General features: G+C 68.1%; 16 protein-coding genes. 8 read left to right on the forward strand and 8 right to left on the reverse strand.

What is annotated here, in order from left to right; translation table 11 throughout:
• Positions 1-95 precede the first annotated feature (95 nt).
• Entirely contained in the window at positions 96-338 is a 243-nt protein-coding gene (locus tag NPA30_RS09790; RefSeq protein ID WP_256802484.1) for a hypothetical protein, read from the reverse strand.
• 260 nt (positions 339-598) lie between these two features.
• Here NPA30_RS09790 and mgtE point away from each other — a divergent pair, with 260 nt between their 5' ends.
• Entirely contained in the window at positions 599-2008 is a 1410-nt protein-coding gene (gene mgtE, locus NPA30_RS09795; protein WP_256802485.1) for a magnesium transporter, read from the forward strand.
• Between the two features lie 19 nt (positions 2009-2027).
• Positions 2028-2420 (forward strand): MerR family transcriptional regulator, encoded by a 393-nt coding sequence (locus NPA30_RS09800; protein ID WP_256802486.1) that lies wholly within the window; start codon positions 2028-2030, stop codon positions 2418-2420.
• An 18-nt stretch (positions 2421-2438) separates the two neighbouring features.
• Here the strand turns inward: NPA30_RS09800 and NPA30_RS09805 are convergent, their stop codons facing one another.
• On the reverse strand, positions 2439-3431 hold the full coding sequence (locus NPA30_RS09805; RefSeq protein WP_256802487.1) for a DUF1624 domain-containing protein: 993 nt from the start codon (positions 3429-3431) through the stop codon (positions 2439-2441).
• Positions 3432-3530: 99 nt separating this feature from the next.
• Between NPA30_RS09805 and NPA30_RS09810 the strand changes: the two genes are divergently transcribed.
• The 3 genes from NPA30_RS09810 (at position 3531) to NPA30_RS09820 (ending at position 6616) form a co-directional block, all read left to right on the forward strand.
• On the forward strand, positions 3531-4361 hold the full coding sequence (locus NPA30_RS09810; RefSeq protein ID WP_256802876.1) for an aldo/keto reductase: 831 nt from the start codon (positions 3531-3533) through the stop codon (positions 4359-4361).
• Positions 4361-5749: a mechanosensitive ion channel family protein gene (locus NPA30_RS09815; protein WP_256802488.1), complete on the forward strand. Its 1389-nt coding sequence runs from the start codon at positions 4361-4363 to the stop codon at positions 5747-5749. The genes NPA30_RS09810 and NPA30_RS09815 overlap by 1 nt, the downstream gene beginning before the upstream one ends.
• A 66-nt stretch (positions 5750-5815) precedes the next feature.
• On the forward strand, positions 5816-6616 hold the full coding sequence (locus NPA30_RS09820; RefSeq protein ID WP_256802489.1) for a YdcF family protein: 801 nt from the start codon (positions 5816-5818) through the stop codon (positions 6614-6616).
• Here NPA30_RS09820 and NPA30_RS09825 read toward each other — a convergent pair.
• Positions 6536-7309: a DUF599 domain-containing protein gene (locus NPA30_RS09825; protein WP_256802490.1), complete on the reverse strand. Its 774-nt coding sequence runs from the start codon at positions 7307-7309 to the stop codon at positions 6536-6538. The genes NPA30_RS09820 and NPA30_RS09825 overlap by 81 nt on opposite strands.
• 230 nt (positions 7310-7539) lie before the next feature.
• Between NPA30_RS09825 and NPA30_RS09830 the strand changes: the two genes are divergently transcribed.
• The 3 genes from NPA30_RS09830 to NPA30_RS09840 all read left to right on the forward strand — a co-directional run bounded on the left by NPA30_RS09830 (position 7540) and on the right by NPA30_RS09840 (position 10473).
• Positions 7540-7668, forward strand: a complete 129-nt coding sequence (locus NPA30_RS09830; RefSeq protein ID WP_256802491.1) for a hypothetical protein — start codon at positions 7540-7542, stop codon at positions 7666-7668.
• Between the two features lie 155 nt (positions 7669-7823).
• Positions 7824-8258 (forward strand): DUF1489 family protein, encoded by a 435-nt coding sequence (locus NPA30_RS09835; RefSeq protein ID WP_256802492.1) that lies wholly within the window; start codon positions 7824-7826, stop codon positions 8256-8258.
• 178 nt (positions 8259-8436) lie between these two features.
• A complete protein-coding gene (locus NPA30_RS09840) occupies positions 8437-10473 on the forward strand; it encodes a putative bifunctional diguanylate cyclase/phosphodiesterase (RefSeq protein WP_256802493.1) in 2037 nt (678 codons plus the stop codon).
• Between the two features lie 24 nt (positions 10474-10497).
• On the opposite strand, the gene modC is transcribed toward NPA30_RS09840, so the two are convergent.
• From modC to NPA30_RS09865, 5 genes are all read right to left on the reverse strand, one after another.
• Positions 10498-11577, reverse strand: coding sequence for a molybdenum ABC transporter ATP-binding protein (gene modC / locus NPA30_RS09845; RefSeq protein WP_256802494.1), 1080 nt, complete (start codon positions 11575-11577; stop codon positions 10498-10500).
• Positions 11574-12251 carry a molybdate ABC transporter permease subunit gene (gene modB, locus NPA30_RS09850; protein ID WP_256802496.1) on the reverse strand — a complete coding sequence of 226 codons (678 nt, stop codon included), beginning with the start codon at positions 12249-12251 and terminating at the stop codon, positions 11574-11576. Before modB ends, modC begins: the two co-directional genes overlap by 4 nt.
• A gap of 14 nt (positions 12252-12265) precedes the next feature.
• On the reverse strand, positions 12266-13024 hold the full coding sequence (gene modA / locus NPA30_RS09855) for a molybdate ABC transporter substrate-binding protein (protein WP_256802498.1): 759 nt from the start codon (positions 13022-13024) through the stop codon (positions 12266-12268).
• Positions 13025-13074: 50 nt separating this feature from the next.
• A complete protein-coding gene (locus NPA30_RS09860; RefSeq protein WP_256802499.1) occupies positions 13075-13863 on the reverse strand; it encodes a TOBE domain-containing protein in 789 nt (262 codons plus the stop codon).
• A gap of 92 nt (positions 13864-13955) precedes the next feature.
• Positions 13956-15440: a DEAD/DEAH box helicase gene (locus tag NPA30_RS09865; RefSeq protein ID WP_256802500.1), complete on the reverse strand. Its 1485-nt coding sequence runs from the start codon at positions 15438-15440 to the stop codon at positions 13956-13958.
• Positions 15441-15544 lie beyond the last annotated feature (104 nt).

The raw sequence follows: 15544 nt of genomic DNA on the forward strand, positions 1-15544 counted from the left end.
GTTCCTGTTCAGCTGCTCTCTTGGCGAGCCTGCGACGCTCCGCGCACCGACGACCTGTCGGATGCGTTGCGTCCACATCCGACCCCGTCCGTCCGTCAGCGGCGATAGTCCGCCAGCTTCACGATGTTCGTCGCTTGCTTCGGCTCCGGCTGGCGCGCCGCGTTTCGCGCGTGAGCGAAGGCGAGATCGCACATCGCGACGGCGACTTCCGACGGCTCCCACCCGACGGCCTTCGCCGACGCGACGAGCGCCTCGAACGGCCCCTCGAGGGACACGCGGCACAGTGCCCCGCGCGCTTCCGGCCGAATGTCCGGCAGGGGCGGGAGGGGCTTCATCATCTCGCTCATAATCAGCCTCTCGAATAAAGTTGTACGCACAACGTCGCCTCGATTGTGGCGGTTGCCGCAGCATCGAGCGACCTTCGTGCGGATAGTGAACGAAGCGTTCGCACCCGGCGTGGGGGAGGGGCTCCCCGCTGCCGGCCAGTCACTCCGGTGCACTCAGGCAAAGCTGTCGCACGGTCGTGCGGCGGCTTGCGTCCGCCCGAATTTCATCTAGACCCGGCAGCCATGGACACCGCGCGACAGAGGGGGCGAAGATGGCTGACGACCGGCTTGTCGATGACGCGCCCGCCGAGGCGTGGTCGCCTGTCTATGACGACGACGGCAATATCGATTCGGACTTCCTGACGCGCGTCGCGGCGGCGATCGCCGACCGCGACACCCTGTTCCTGCGCCCGGAAGTCGGCCGGCTGCACGAATCGGAGCTCGCCGACCTCCTCGTGCGGCTGACGCCGGAGGCCCGCCAGGCGCTGGTGCGCCTGATGGGCGAGGAGTTCGACTACACCGCGCTGACCGAACTCGACGAGGCGATCCGCCTCGAGATCGTCGATGCGATGCCGAATGCGCAGATCGCCGAGGCGGTGCGCGAGCTCAATTCGGACGACGCCGTCTACATCCTGGAGGATCTCGACGAGGAGGACCGCAAGGAGATCCTCGAACAGCTGCCGTTCCGCGAACGGATCCGGCTGCGCCGGGCGCTCGAATATCCGGAAGAGTCGGCCGGCCGCCGGATGCAGACCGAGTTCGTGGCCGTGCCGCCGTTCTGGACCGTCGGCCAGACCATCGACTACATGCGCGAGGACGAGGACCTGCCGGAGCGCTTCTCCCAGATCTTCGTCGTCGATCCCTCCTTCAAACTTCTCGGCGCGGTCGATCTCGACCGGGTGCTGCGCACCAAGCGGCCCGAGAAGGTCGAGGAGATCATGCACGAGACGCGTCACGCGATCCCGGCCGTGATGGACCAGGAAGAGGCGGCGCAGATCTTCCAGCAATACGACCTCCTCTCCGCCGCGGTCGTCGACGACAGCGAGCGGCTGGTCGGCGTGCTGACCATCGACGACGTCGTCGACATGATCCAGGAGGAGGCGGAAGAGGACATCCGCCGGCTCGGCGGCGTCGGCGACGAGGAGATCTCGGACACGGTGCTGACCGCGGCGCGTTCGCGCATCGGCTGGCTCTTGATCAACCTCCTCACCGCATTCCTCGCCTCGTCGGTGATCGGCCTCTTCGACGCCACGATCCAGCAGATGGTGGCGCTCGCCGTCCTGATGCCGATCGTCGCATCGATGGGAGGCAACGCGGGAACGCAGACGATGACGGTGACCGTGCGGGCGCTCGCGACGCGCGACCTCGACATCTACAATTCCGGCCGCATCATCCGCAGGGAGGTGCTGGTGGGCCTTCTGAACGGCGTCTGCTTCGCCGTGCTCGTCGGCATCGTGGCGGCCGTGTGGTTCGAAAATGTCGGCCTCGGCGAGGTGATCGGCGCGGCGATGATCGTCAACATGATCGCCGCAGCGCTGGCCGGCATGCTGATTCCGCTGGTGCTGCATCGCTTCGGGGCCGATCCCGCAATCGCCTCCGGCGTCTTCGTCACGACGGTGACGGACGTCGTCGGCTTCTTCGGCTTCCTCAGCTTCGCCAGCTGGTGGTTCGGCCTGCACTGAAGCCGGGGAGGCGTACGCGATGCGGGAATACTACACGATCACCGAACTGACGCGCGAGTTCGCGATCTCGACCCGCACCATCCGGTTCTATGAGGACGAGGGGCTGATCCAGCCGATCCGGCGCGGCCGCACCCGCCTGTTCCGGCAGTCCGACCGGCAACTCCTGCGCATGATCCTGCGCGGCAAGCGGCTCGGGCTTGCGATCTCAGACATTCGCGAGATCGTCCAGATGCACAAGTTACCCTCGGGCGAAGCCGGTCAGCTGCGCATGACGGTCCGGCGCGTCGGCGAGCGGCGGCGCGAGTTCGAGCAGAAGCGCCGCGACATCGAGGACCTGATGGCCGAGCTCGACCAGATCGAGGAGGCCTGTCTGACGCGCATGGCCGAACTCGGCATCGCGCCGGGTCCCTAACCAGCGGGAGGGCCATCGTCACCCACCCGATTGCGGCGCCGCCGGCGCCGGCGGCGGCTCGGCGCGGGCCCCGCACTGCGCCGCCATGCCTTGCACGCGCTCGTATTCCATCGGCGTCAGGGTGTTCTGCACGAGCCGATACGTGAGATTCTCCCGCCGCAGATCGGCACCGACGCAGCCGCAGTAGCGGCGGCAGAAGCGCTCGTCGCGCTCGGCGAGGCAGGACGAGCTGCAGATCGCGGGGAACTGGGCCGCCAGATCGGCCGGCCAGATCTGCGCCGTCAGCCACACGCAGCCGAACAGCAACGGCTGGTGCAGGAGGTAGAACAGGAGGGCGTGGCGGCCGAGCGCGTTCAGCACCGGGACGCGGCGCATCGCCCCGTTCCACGCGGCGAGCCGCGCGAGGATGCCGTGACGTTCGGCCACGAGTCCGCCGGCAACCCCGAGGAGGACGATGCCGAGAAACGGAACCAGCGGCACGTAGTCGCTGGAGAAGGGGGGGCGCTCGGCGAGGCCCACCCAGGCCAGCCACCGCGACTCGGTCAACGGCGTCGAGAGGCCGGTGAAGGGCAGGGCAATGAGGACCAGCCCCGTGGCGAGCGTCGCGAGAGGCGGGAGCCGCAGGAAGGCAAGGCCGACAAGGCTTGCCACCGCGATCTCGTGCAGCACGCCGAAGAACACGAAGCTGCTGGCATCGACAAACCAGGTGGCGATGCTGACGGCGAGGGCGCCTGCGACGACCTGCGCCTCGCGCCGCCAGAACGGCTGCCAGCGGATGCCGTCGCGGTGCGCGAGCACGAGGCTGAGGCCGGCGAGGAACAGGAAGGTCGAGACGATGCCGCGCGCGTACAGGCGCCAGAAGCCATGCCCCGTGGTCCCGCGCAGCACGTAGCCGAAGAACTCGAGATCCCAGGTGAAATGGTAGCTCGCCATCGCCAGAAGCGCGACGCCGCGCAGCGTGTCGATCAGCTGGACGCGTTGCCGCGTCCGTGAGGGGGCGCCTTGGTCCACGTCGTCTTCCCCAGTCTGGAAACATGCCGCGCCGGCCTATGTTCAAAGGCACGCACCGCGGGCGGGCAGGCGCGCGTCATGGCACAGGACAAAGCTCATATGAAGATCATCGAGACGAACGGCGCATCCATTCCGGCCATCGGCCTCGGCACGTTCACGCTGGAGGGCGCACAGTGTGCCGACATGGTCGCGCGAGCCATCGAGGCCGGCTACCGGCACATCGACACCGCCCGCATGTACGCCAACGAGCGCGAGGTGGGGCAGGGCATCCGCGCGAGCGGCATCGAGCGAAGCGCGCTCTTCGTGACCACCAAGGTCTGGTGGACCGACATCGGCGGCGAGGATCTGGTTCCGAGCGCCGAGGCGGCGCTGGAGGCGCTCGGCCTCGACGCGGTGGATCTCCTGCTGATTCACTGGCCGAACCGGGAGGTGCCGCTCGAGTCCTCGATCGGAGCGCTGAACGCGGCGAAGGAGCAGGGCTTGACCCGCAGCATCGGCGTCGCGAACTTCACCAGCTCGATGTTCGACGAGGCTGCCGCCATGTCCACGGCGCCGCTCGTCTGCAATCAGGTCGAATATCATCCCTTCCTGTCGCAGGAGGCGGTGCTCGGCGCCTGCGCCCGTCATGAGGCGGCGCTCGTCGCCTATTCGCCGCTCGGGCGCGGCGGCGACATCCTGTCGAACTCCGCAGTGCGCGAGGCGGCCGAACGGCACGGCAAGACGCCTGCGCAGATCGTGCTGCGCTGGGAGATCGAGCAGGACAAGGTCGCGGCGATCCCGCGGACCTCCAAGGCCGAGCGGCTGGCCGAGAACATCGACATCTTCGACTTCGAGCTGACCGAGGCGGAGCACGACGCTCTGACTGCATTGACCACGCGACGGGCGCGCCTCGTCAATCCCGCCTTCGCGCCGAACTGGGACCGCACCTGATGAACGAGGGGGAGGTTCGCGCCTTCGGCCGCTACCTTGCCGGACAGTTCGAGAACCTCCTCGCATACTTCCGCCATCCCGATTCGCTCCTGCGCATCGCGATCATCGTCGGCGCCTTCTTCATCGCCTGGTTGATCGCCCGGCTCGCCGGCCCGGCATTGGAGGGCGAGGCACGCCGGATCAAGGGCGCGCCTAACCTGTTGCGGGTGGTTGTCGCCCTGCTGCGGCGTCTGCGGCTCGCCTTCTTCGTTCTTCTGATGTGGGGGGTGACGCTGATCGACCGGGCGAGCCATGGCCCGGTCTCGCAGCTGTTCTCCGTCGTGTTCAGCCTGGCGCTCGCCTACCTCGTCATCGCCGTCGCCTCGCGCGCGCTGCGCAACCGCCTGCTCGCCCGCACCGTCACCTACATCTGCTGGGGCATCGCGGCGCTCTCGATCCTGAACCTCCTCGACCCGGTGGCCGGCGTGCTCGATCAGGCGGCGATCAATGTCGGGACGAGCCGCATCTCGGCGCTTCTCGTCCTGAAGGCGATCGCGGTCGTCGCGGTCAGCCTCTGGATCGCCAACGCGCTCGGCCGCTTTCTCGACAACCGCATCAAGCGCAGCGAGGAGCTGACGCCGACACTGCGGGTGCTGATCGGCAAGCTCCTGAAGATCGGCCTCGTGGTGATCGGCCTCGCCGTCGCGCTGGCCGCCGTCGGCGTCGACCTCACCGCCTTCACGGTCCTGTCGGGCGCCGTCGGCGTCGGACTGGGCTTCGGCCTGCAGAAGGTGGTGTCGAACTTCATCTCGGGGATCATCATCCTGCTGGACCGGTCGATCAAGCCGGGCGACACCATCACCGTCGGCGAGACCTTCGGCTGGATCCGCGAGTTGCATGCCCGCTACGTCTCGGTCGGCACCCGCGATGGCAAGGAGTATCTGATCCCGAACGAGGACTTCATCACCGAGCGGGTGGTGAACTGGTCCTTCGCCAGCGACTTCGTGCGGATCGACGTCACCTTCGGCGTCTCCTACGAATCGGACCCGCACGAGGTGATCCGGATCGCCAAGGAGGCGGCGGTGAAGCCGGCCCGCGTCCTGCAGGAGAAGGGGGCGGTCTGCTGGATGACCGGCTTCGGGGAGTCGTCGCTCGACTTCATCCTGCGCTTCTGGATCAAGGATCCGCCGGCCGGCATCGCCAACGTCAAGGGCGAGGTCCTGCTGGCATTGTGGGATGCGCTGAAGGCGAACCGCATCGAGATCCCGTACCCGCATCGCGAGGTTGTCGTCCGCCCCGCCTGGCCGGACCCGTCGGGCGGGCCGGTCGGGAGGACGGTCGAGGAGACGACCGGCGCCGCGACCGTCAACGGCCGGTCGGATGACAAGGGGCCGCCCGTCAGGGCATAGCGGGATCGGCCCTCTCAAGCCGCGGGGCCGGATCCTCGCGCGTCGCCAGCCTTGCCGGAGCCTGCCGTGTTTTTCCTCTTGTCGAAGCTCGCCTGGTTCGTCTTGCAGCCGCTCGTGGCGCTGCTGCTTCTGGCCGCATGCGGGTGGGGCCTGCGCCGGCTGGGCCTGCCCGCCCTCGGCGGCATCGCGCTCGGCCTCTCGGTCGTCGGTCTGCTCCTCGTTCTGTTCAGCCCGCTCGGCCTCCTGATGATGAACGGTCTCGAGCAGCGCTTCCCCAAGCCCGAGCTGCCCGAGCGGATCGACGGCATCGTGGTGCTGGGCGGCTCCTTCGACACGCGGGTGGCCCGGGCGCGTGGCGGCGACGAGCTGAACGAGGCGGCCGACCGGGTGACGCAGGCCGCGGCGCTCGCACTCCGATATCCCGACGCCAAGCTCCTGTTCACCGGGGGCGTCGCGGCTGTGCTGGAAGACGATATTCCGGAGGTCGACGCGGCAAAGACCTTCTTCACCTCGCTGGGCATCCCGCAAGAGCGGATCCTGCTCGAGGGAAAGGCTCGCAACACGGCCGAGAACGCGGTCTATTCGAAGCCGCTGGCCAATCCGCAGCCGGGCGAAACCTGGCTGCTCGTCACCTCGGCCTATCACATGCCGCGGGCTGTCGGATGCTTCCGGAGCGCAGGCTTCGACGTGCTGCCCTATCCGGTCGACTTCCGAACCCCAAGCGGCCCGGCCCTCTGGCGTCCGTCCTCGCTGGTGTTGCGCAACGCCGAGAAAGTCGACTTCGCCTTACGGGAATATCTGGGTCTCTTCGCCTACTGGATGAGCGGGCGCATCGACAGCCTCTTTCCCCGTCCGGCCCGGCTCTAGCGCGCCATCCGTCCCGACCGCGTAGCGCGCGGCGGAGAAGAACTGGCGGTTGCCGAGGATGGCGATCACCAGCACCGTCATCAGCATCAGCACGTAGGGGCCGACGAACCAGCCGAGATAGGCCAAGGCGAAGAAGACCGCACGCAGGCCGGCATTGAAGTTCAAGGCCGCCAGCTGGTTCATCGTCGCAGCCCGCCGGACGGCCGCCTGTGCGGTCGCGGGATCGCGCTCGGCTTCGGCGCGCGAGGGAATGGCACCGATCAGGATCGAGCAGTAGTTGAAGAGGCGATAGGCCCAGCCGAACTTGAAGAAGGCAAAGGAGAAGATCGCCACCAGGCCGAGCAGCTTGACCTCGACGAGCCGGCGCTCGACCGGTCCGGCGAAGGACAGGTCGGCCGCGATGGACGCGATGCGATCGGTGGCGCCGAGGAGCGCAAAGCAGCCGCCGATGGCGAAGATGCAAGCCGAGGCGAAGAAGCCGGTGCCTTGCTGCAGGCCCGACAGGATGGCGGTGTCGATCATCCGCAGGTCGCGCCGCAGCAGCACCTGCATCCAGCGGCGGCGCTGAAGGTTCATCGCGAAGGACAGGCCGTACCGGGCGAGGGGGCTGGAATCGGTGATCCAGTTGTAGGTCGTCCAACCGCCGAGGTAGACGACGAGCGCCAGAGCATCGAGAAGATCCAGACCGGCCACGGGAACCTCCTCCGCTCAACCCGTGCACCGGGCATCGCAGATCGATGCAACGGGGGCAATCCCGAGCCTTTCGTGGGTCGAGCCTTGCACCAGACTGAGGTCGGCCATGCTGCATCGCGAGATCAGCCCCGGTCCCTCTTGTGAGCCCTCGGGTTTACCAGTAATTAACGCCTCGGGTGCGGTGCCGTAAGGCGGACTTCGCATCAGGTTCAGCAGGAACATCCGATCGAATGGATGACAGTGTACAGAAGTCGTGCTGGGGCGTTGCCGCATTGACCGTTGCCGGCTTCGCCGTGGTCCTGGCCCTCGTGCTGCTCTTCGGAAGTAACGAGCCCGTCACCGTCGCCATCGCGAGCTGAACGGCACACGCGCCGCAGCGCCGCGCGCGCTTTCCCATCGCAGGCCTTCATTGTGGACGAGTGCGTCGAAGACGCCGTCGAGGTCGTCAGATCGGGTAGGATTGTCGCATACAGTCCCCGGTGATCCTGCGCAGGACGCCTTTCCGGGTTCGAGAATGGCACTTCACCTGATCAAGCTCTGCGTCGGAGCCGACAGCACCGAGGATCTCGAGGGTTGGATCGACGCGCGTCGTCACGCGGCCGCGGCCGAACGCCGGCCGTTCGAGCAGTTGCACCAGACGCGTATGTTCCCGAAAAGGAGCGGCGAAATCCTCGACGGCGGTTCGCTGTTCTGGGTGATCCGGGGTCAGGTGCGCGCGCGCCAGCCGATCCTCGACCTGCGCCAGGTGGTGGACGCCGAGGGCATCTCGCGTTGCCACATCGTTCTCCAGCCTGCGCTGGTCCTGACGCGTCCGCAGCCGCGCCGGGCGTTCCAGGGCTGGCGCTATCTCGATGCCGCCGATGCGCCGGATGACCTGGCGTCCGGCGACGACACCGACGAACTGCCCGCCGACCTGCGCTACGAACTCGCCGTCCTCGGCTTGATGTAGGCGCGCCGTCACCCGCGCTTCGACGACCACGTGTACATCACCACCGGCTGCGTTCGCCGCACGCGACGCTGCCGGCTGGATCGTTCGACTTGTCACCATCAACAAGTCTTTCGAATGACTTACTGAACATTAACATCTGCCCCCCAGTATGCTCGCGCACGACCGCTCGAAGGCTCTGATGCGCGCGATCACCTGTATCTTCACCGAGCATGACCCGATCTTCATCCTGCTCGCAGTGCTGATGTGCGTCGTGGGATGCCTGGTCTCGACCCGGCTGCTTCGGCGCATGTTGGCGACGTCCGGTCTGCCCCGAATCGGGTGGGTCTTTCTCGGCGCGGTCTGCACCGGCTCGGCGATCTGGGGCACCCATTTCATCGCGATCCTCGGCTACGAGCCAGGGGTGGCGGTTTCGTTCGATCCGGTGCTGACCATGGTGTCGGTGCTGATCGCCGTGGGCGGGGTCGGCGTCGCTTTCCCGCTCGCCGCCATGGCCTCGCCGATGCTCGCGAGCATCCTCGGCGGCGGCATGATGGGCGTGGCGATCGCCGCGATGCACTACACCGGCATGTTCGCCTATCGCCTGGAAGGCCTCGTTCGCTGGAGCCAGGGCTACATCACCGTCTCGCTGGCGCTGTCGGTGCTCCTGTCGATCGCCACCGTCGCGGCCGCGCGCCGCTGGTCATCGGGCGGCATGGCCTATGTGTCGACCGCATTGCTCGGTGCTGCGATCCTGGCGCTCCATTTCACCGGGATGGCGGCGTTCAGTGTCGAGCCGGTCGGTCTCGCCCTCGGCGTCGGACATGCGGCGGCCTTTGGCGCGATGGCGCTCTCCGTCCTGATCGCCAGCCTGATCGTGATCGGCACGGGGATCTCCAGCTATCTCATCGACGACCGTATGCGCGCGACGTCCACCGAGCAGTTGCGCCGGATGGCTTTTCACGACCCGCTGACCGGGCTGGCCAACCGGCGCGGCCTGCAGGCCCGGATGGAGCGCAGCTTTTCAGCCGAAGAGCCCTTCCAACTGCTGCTGGTCGATCTCGACCGCTTCAAGACCGTCAACGACGTCTACGGTCATGCAACCGGCGACCACCTGCTGGTCGAGGTGGCCGCCCGGATCCGCCGGGAGGTCGATGGCGACGGGTTCGCCGCGCGCATCGGTGGCGACGAGCTTGCCGTCCTGATCTCCGGCGACGGTGACCTCGCCATGGCGATCGCTGACCGGATCGTCGATGCGCTGAGCGCGCCCTTCAAGATTGAAGAGTTCGTCGTGGCGATCGGCGCCAGCATCGGCGTCTGCTGTAACGATGACCGCGGCGAACGCGGCGGGGCGGTCGACGCCGAGACGATGATGCAGCGAGCCGACATGGCGCTCTACGAGGCCAAGCGCCGCGGCCGCGGCCAGGTCTTCGCCTACGAGCATGGGATGCTCGAACGGGCCGCCGACGGACTTCGCTTGGAGGAGGACCTGAAACTCGCCGTGTCGCAGCACGGGTTTCATCTCGTCTACCAGCCGGTGATCGACCTTCAGACGAACGTCACGCTGGGCTATGAGGCGCTGATCCGCTGGAGTCATCCGACGCGCGGCCTGATCTCCCCCGCGACCTTCATCCCGGTCGCCGAGAAGAACGGCAGCATCATCGCGATCGGGGCATGGGTGCTCGAGGAGGCCTGCCGACAGGCGATGAAATGGGACGGCGGCCAATATGTCGCCGTCAACGTCTCGGCGGTGCAGTTCGAGTCGCCGCTGCTTCTGTCGCAGATCACCAATGCCCTGTCCGCCAGCGGCCTGCCGCCGTCGCGGTTGGAGATCGAGTTGACCGAGACCGCGATGGTCGCCGATGCGCCGCATGTCGCCGAGACGCTCACGCTCTTGCGCACGCTGGGCATCAAGGTAGCCATGGACGATTTCGGTACCGGCTATTCGTCGCTCGCCCACCTGAAGGACCTGCCGCTCGACCGGATCAAGATCGACCGCAGCTTCGTCAGCGCCGCGGCGGTCGACGCCAAGGCGATGGCGGTCTTGAGGGCGATCGCGCAGATCGGCCGCGACATGGGCATCCAGACGCTGGGCGAAGGGGTCGAGACGGACGATCAGAAGCAGATCCTCTCCGATCTCGGCTGCGATGCCGTCCAGGGTTATCTCACCGGCCGTCCGATGCCGGCCGAAGCGACGGTCGTCTCGCGCCCGGCTCACGCCGCGGCTTCGGCCGCCTGACGATCGAGCGCCGGCGCCGCAACCTCAGCCGGCCAACGCCACGCCCTTGATCTGGGCATGCACGGCGCGGCCCGGGCGCAGGTCAAGCTCGGCGAACGAGCGCCGGCTGATCCGTGCGAGCAGACGCTGCCCGGGCGCGTCGAGGAGGTCCAGCACGAGCAGTGTCTCGGCAGGGCCGGCAGGCTCGGCTGCGGCGACCGCCACACGGACGCTGTTGAGGATGGACGAATCGACGGGCGGCAGGAGGCTGATCGACACGTCGCTTGCCGCGATGCGAAGCCGTTGCGCCGCACCCAGCGGCCGTGCCTCGCCCGGCACGAGAAGCCGGACCTCGCCGACCGCCAGCGACAGGAGACCCCACGCCGCGTCGTGGCCGGCAACCGTCGCGTCGACGGCGACCGCTGCGTCGCGGGCGGCGGAGAGAGGCAGGGTCGGGTCGGCCTGCAGGCGGCCGAGCGGCCCCTCGGCAAGAATGCGCCCCTTGTCCACCAGCACGATGTGATGAGCGATCCGCTCGATCTCGCGCATGTCATGTCCGACGTAAACGACCGGCACCGCAAAGTCGCGCGGCAGCTCCTCGATGAGCTCCAGGATCCGATCCTTCGCATCCGGGTCGAGCGCCGCGAGCGGCTCGTCCATCAGCATCAGCCGCGGCCGCGACAGGAGGGCCCGTCCGATCGCCACGCGCTGGCGTTCGCCGCCGGAGAGGTGGCGCGGGTCGCGGTCGAGCAGCCCGGTGATCCCGAGACGCTCCACGGTCTCGTCGAACACAGCGCCCTGCGCGCGGCGCTCCCGTCGCGGCATGCCGAAGATCAGATTGTCTCGCACCGAGAGGTGCGCGAACAGGCTCGGTTCCTGAAAGATGTAGCCGACGGCGCGCCGATGAGGCGGCCGGAACACGTCGTCGTCCTGCCAGACCTCGCCGGCGACCGTGCAGCGTCCATCAAGGCGGTCGAGGCCGGCGAGGGCCCGCAAGATCGACGTCTTGCCGGAGCCGGATGGCCCATGCAGCGCCGTGATGCCTCGCGCGGGCGCCTTGAAGGCGACGTCGAGCGCAAAACCGCCGCGCCTCACCCGAAAGGCCGCCCGGACGCCGTCGTTCATGCGCGTGCGCGTCGCGCAGCGCCGTCGGACAGGCCGACGAGCAGGATGGCGGCGAAGGCGAAGAGGACCATCCCGGCCGCCAGAAGGTTGGCCTCCTGCCAGCGCTGCGTCTCGACATAGTCGTAGATGGCGGTCGACAGCACCTTGGTTTCACCCGGGATGTTGCCACCGATCATCAGGACGACCCCGAACTCGCCGATCGTATGGGCGAAGCCGAGGACGCCGGCCGTCAGAAAGCCGCGTCGGGCGAGCGGCAGCGCGACGCGCCGGAACGCCTCGAAGGGGGAGGCACGCAGCGTCGCCGCAACCTCCAGCGGCCGCTCCCCGACGGCCTCGAAGGCGTTGCGCAGCGGCTGGACGACGAAGGGAAGCGAATACACGACCGAGCCGATCAGGAGCCCGGTGAAGGAGAAGGCGAGGGTGCGTCCACCCCACAGACCGGCGATCCAGCCGCCGGGCCCCGACGGCCCGAGCGCGACGAGCAGGTAAAACCCGATCACCGTCGGCGGCAGCACCAGCGGCAGGGCAACGATCGCGGCGACCGCCTCCTTCCAGCGGGCGCGCGTGCCGGCGAGCCACCAGGCGAGCGGCGTGCCGACGATGAAGAGGACGAGGGTCGTCAGCGCTGCGAGCTCGAGCGTCAGCCGGACCGGACTCCACAGATCCTCGGACATCCCCATCGTGCCGCTCAGCTCCCGCCCGGCAGGCCATAGCCGTAGCGGGCGATGATCGCGGTGGCCTGTGGCGACCGGAGAAAATCGCAGAAGGCGCGGGCCGCAGGATCGGCGGCGCCGGTCTTGAGCAGCACGGCATCCTGCCGGATCGGCGTGTAGAGCGACTGCGGCACCTCCCAGCGCGAGCCGCCGTCCGCCGGCACCTGCGACAGGGCGACGAAGCCGAGTTCGGCGTTGCCCGTCTGCACGAACTGGAAGGTCTGCGCGATGCTGCTGCCCTGGACGAGCTTGCTCCGCAGGGTCTCCGTGAGGCCGAGACGTTCGATGACCTCGATCGCGGCGGCGCCGTAGGGGGCGGCCGTCGGATCGGCGACGGCGAGCTTGGAGAAGCCGCCGGTGCGCAGGGTCTCCTCGCCGGCGACCGTTTCCGCTTCGGCGCTCCACAGCACCAGTCGTCCCACCGCATAGGTGAAGTCGCTGCCCGCCACGGCCAGCTCCTCCTCGAGCGCCTTGCGCGGGCGCTCCTGATCGGCGGCGAGGAAGACTTCGAACGGCGCGCCCTGCGAGATCTGGCTGTAGAGGGTGCCGGTCGAGCCGAAGCTCAGCCGCACATGCGTGCCGGTCTCGGCCTCGTAGGCGGCCGCGATTTCCTTGGCGGCGTCGGTGAAGTTCGCGGCGACGGCGACGCTGAGGTCGGCCGCCGACGCCGTCTTGGGCGCCGTGGGTACGGCGACGATCGCAACGAGGAGAGCGAAAGCGGGCGCGGCGTTCATGTGAGATCTCCGGACAAGTGGCGGGCGACTGCGGCGACCGACGCAGCGTGTCAGTCGATGGCGAGAATGACGTGGCCCGCGTCGAACATGGCGTGCGCGGGATCGCCGGGTTGCAAGCCCAGTGACTCGGCGCTGGTGGCAGTGATCGTCGCCACGAGGCTGCGCCCTGCGCCGATGTCGAGAGTCACCTCGGCGCCGGGCGACAGGATCTCGCATCGCCTTACGATCCCCGAGATGCAGTTGCGCACGCTGGTCACCGGCGGGGTCTCCCCGACGGCCAGCATGACGAAGGGCGCCTTGATCAGCAGGATGACAGCACGTCCCTCGAACAGGCCGAGCTCGCGCAGACTGTCCTGCGTGACGAGCGCGTAGATCAGGCGGTCGCCGACCTCGACCTCGACCTCGACCGACAGCCCGCCAAGGGACAAGGCACGGACGGTCCCGCGCAAGGCGTTGCGAGCGCTCGTCTTCATCGCAAATCCTGAGAACAGTGAAAGCGGCGAGATGCCCGTTCCGGCCAGGCCGGGCTCCACCGCGCGGGCGATCCGCCCAAGTTCGGCCTCCAGCCGCCGGAAGGCTGCGATCGCACGTTCGCCGGCCGTCGTGAGACGAGCCCCGCCGCCGGACTTTCCGCCGACCTGAGAGACGACGAGCGGCGTGCCGAAGAGGTTCGACATCGCATCGAGCGCGTCCCACGCGGCCTTGTAGCTGAGGCCGGCCTCGCGCGCGCCGGCGGAAATGCTGCCTTGCCGCGCGACCGCCTCGAGCAGCGCGATCCGCTCCCGCCCTACGACAGGGGCGGCATCCGTCTTCAGGACAACCCGCGCTTCGATCGCCATGCCAGCCTCGCTATTCGTCTGACTATATAGCGATCGACAAGCCAAAGGGAAGCCGCCTCCGCCCTCCTTGCGAGGGCGGGAGACGCTCGGTCTCAGGTGCCTGTGGCGATGAGCATGAAGGCCGGGATCTCGTCGCCGAAGCCGACGGGCGAGGGATCGTCACCGCGATGTCGGTCGCGACCGCCACGGGAGCGGGAGGACGAACCCGAGCCGCTGCGGGGCGAGGCCGAACGGCCGCGCTCCGAGGGAACGGGATTGGAGGGGGCGCGCTCGCGGAGCGGCGCGGCGACCTCGACCGGGGCCTCCTCGACCTCGACGGCTTCGACCGCCTCGACCTTTGCCGGCCGGCTCTCGTCCGAGCGTGCGCCGCGTCGGCGGGTCGATCCGCCGCGTGCCCGGCTGCTCCGTCCCTCCGGACGCTCGCGGCCTTCCTCGTCGGCCGGCAGGTCGGCAAGAGTTCCGTCGAGCCAGTCGATCTCGCGGCCGATCAACCGGTGGATCGAGTCGAGATACTTCCGGTCCGTCTTGGCGACCAGGGTGAACGCCTTGCCGGAGCGGCCGGCGCGACCGGTGCGGCCGATGCGGTGGACGTAGTCCTCAGAATGGATCGGCACGTCGAAGTTGAAGACATGGCTCACGGCGGGAATGTCGAGGCCCCGCGCCGCGACGTCCGAAGCGACCAGGAGCGTCAGCTTGTTGTCGCGGAAGCCTTGCAGCATCGCCATGCGCGCCCGCTGGTCCATGTCGCCATGCAGCGCGCCGACCGAGAAGCCGTGCTTCTCCAGCGAGCGGAACAGCACCGAGATGTCCCGCTTGCGGTTGCAGAAGATGATCGCGTTGGTGAGATCGTCCTGCTGTTCGAGGACGCGCCGCAGCGTCGCCCGCTTCTCGTAGTCCTCGCCGCGCGTGGCGACGAGCTTCTGCTCGACGGTCGTGGCGGTGGAGGAGGCCTTGGCCACCTCGACCCGAACCGGGTTCTGCAGGAACTGCTCGGTGAGCCGCGTGATCTCCGGCGGCATGGTCGCGGAGAAGAACAGCGTCTGGCGCGTGAAGGGCAGAAGCTTGCAGATCCGCTCGATGTCCGGGATGAACCCCATGTCGAGCATGCGGTCGGCCTCGTCGATCACCAGGATCTCAACAGCGGTCAGCAGCAGCTTGCCGCGCTCGAAGTGGTCGAGAAGGCGGCCGGGCGTGGCGATCAGGACGTCGACGCCGCGATCGATCTTGCGGTCCTGCTCGTCGAAGGACATGCCGCCGATCAGGAGCGCGACGTTCAGCTTCTGGTCCTTGCCGTACTTGACGAAGGATTCCTCCACCTGCGCCGCGAGTTCACGCGTCGGTTCGACGATCAGGGTGCGCGGCATGCGCGCCCGGGCCCGTCCCTTTTCGAGGTGCGTGATCATCGGCAACACGAAGGAGGCGGTCTTGCCGGTGCCGGTCTGCGCGATGCCGAGCACGTCGCGCCGCTGCAGCGCATGCGGGATCGCCTCGGCCTGGATCGGAGTGGGCGCCGAATAGCCGGCCGCCTCGACGGCGGAAAGCACTTTGGCGCTGAGGCCGAGATCGGAAAACTGCATGAAGCTTCGATGTCTCGCGATGCGGAAGATAAGGAACGGCGGCTGATAGACAGGGGCGATAGGGCTCGCAGACAATCCTGTCAACCGTAGCCCGCATATAGGTC

The sequence above is a fragment of the Mangrovibrevibacter kandeliae genome, from assembly GCF_024519155.1.
Taxonomy (GTDB): domain Bacteria; phylum Pseudomonadota; class Alphaproteobacteria; order Rhizobiales; family Rhizobiaceae; genus Mangrovibrevibacter; species Mangrovibrevibacter kandeliae.

Coding starts and splice junctions, on each gene's coding strand:
- modA (WP_256802498.1), bottom strand. CDS start 13,024: ATGAACGCCGCGCCCGCTTTCGCTCTCCTCGTTGCGATCGTCGCCGTA.
- NPA30_RS09790 (WP_256802484.1), bottom strand. CDS start 338: ATGATGAAGCCCCTCCCGCCCCTGCCGGACATTCGGCCGGAAGCGCGC.
- NPA30_RS09860 (WP_256802499.1), bottom strand. CDS start 13,863: ATGGCGATCGAAGCGCGGGTTGTCCTGAAGACGGATGCCGCCCCTGTC.
- modB (WP_256802496.1), bottom strand. CDS start 12,251: ATGTCCGAGGATCTGTGGAGTCCGGTCCGGCTGACGCTCGAGCTCGCA.
- NPA30_RS09810 (WP_256802876.1), top strand. CDS start 3,531: ATGAAGATCATCGAGACGAACGGCGCATCCATTCCGGCCATCGGCCTC.
- modC (WP_256802494.1), bottom strand. CDS start 11,577: ATGAACGACGGCGTCCGGGCGGCCTTTCGGGTGAGGCGCGGCGGTTTT.
- NPA30_RS09830 (WP_256802491.1), top strand. CDS start 7,540: ATGGATGACAGTGTACAGAAGTCGTGCTGGGGCGTTGCCGCATTGACC.
- NPA30_RS09800 (WP_256802486.1), top strand. CDS start 2,028: ATGCGGGAATACTACACGATCACCGAACTGACGCGCGAGTTCGCGATC.
- mgtE (WP_256802485.1), top strand. CDS start 599: ATGGCTGACGACCGGCTTGTCGATGACGCGCCCGCCGAGGCGTGGTCG.
- NPA30_RS09865 (WP_256802500.1), bottom strand. CDS start 15,440: ATGCAGTTTTCCGATCTCGGCCTCAGCGCCAAAGTGCTTTCCGCCGTC.
- NPA30_RS09835 (WP_256802492.1), top strand. CDS start 7,824: ATGGCACTTCACCTGATCAAGCTCTGCGTCGGAGCCGACAGCACCGAG.
- NPA30_RS09840 (WP_256802493.1), top strand. CDS start 8,437: ATGCGCGCGATCACCTGTATCTTCACCGAGCATGACCCGATCTTCATC.
- NPA30_RS09815 (WP_256802488.1), top strand. CDS start 4,361: ATGAACGAGGGGGAGGTTCGCGCCTTCGGCCGCTACCTTGCCGGACAG.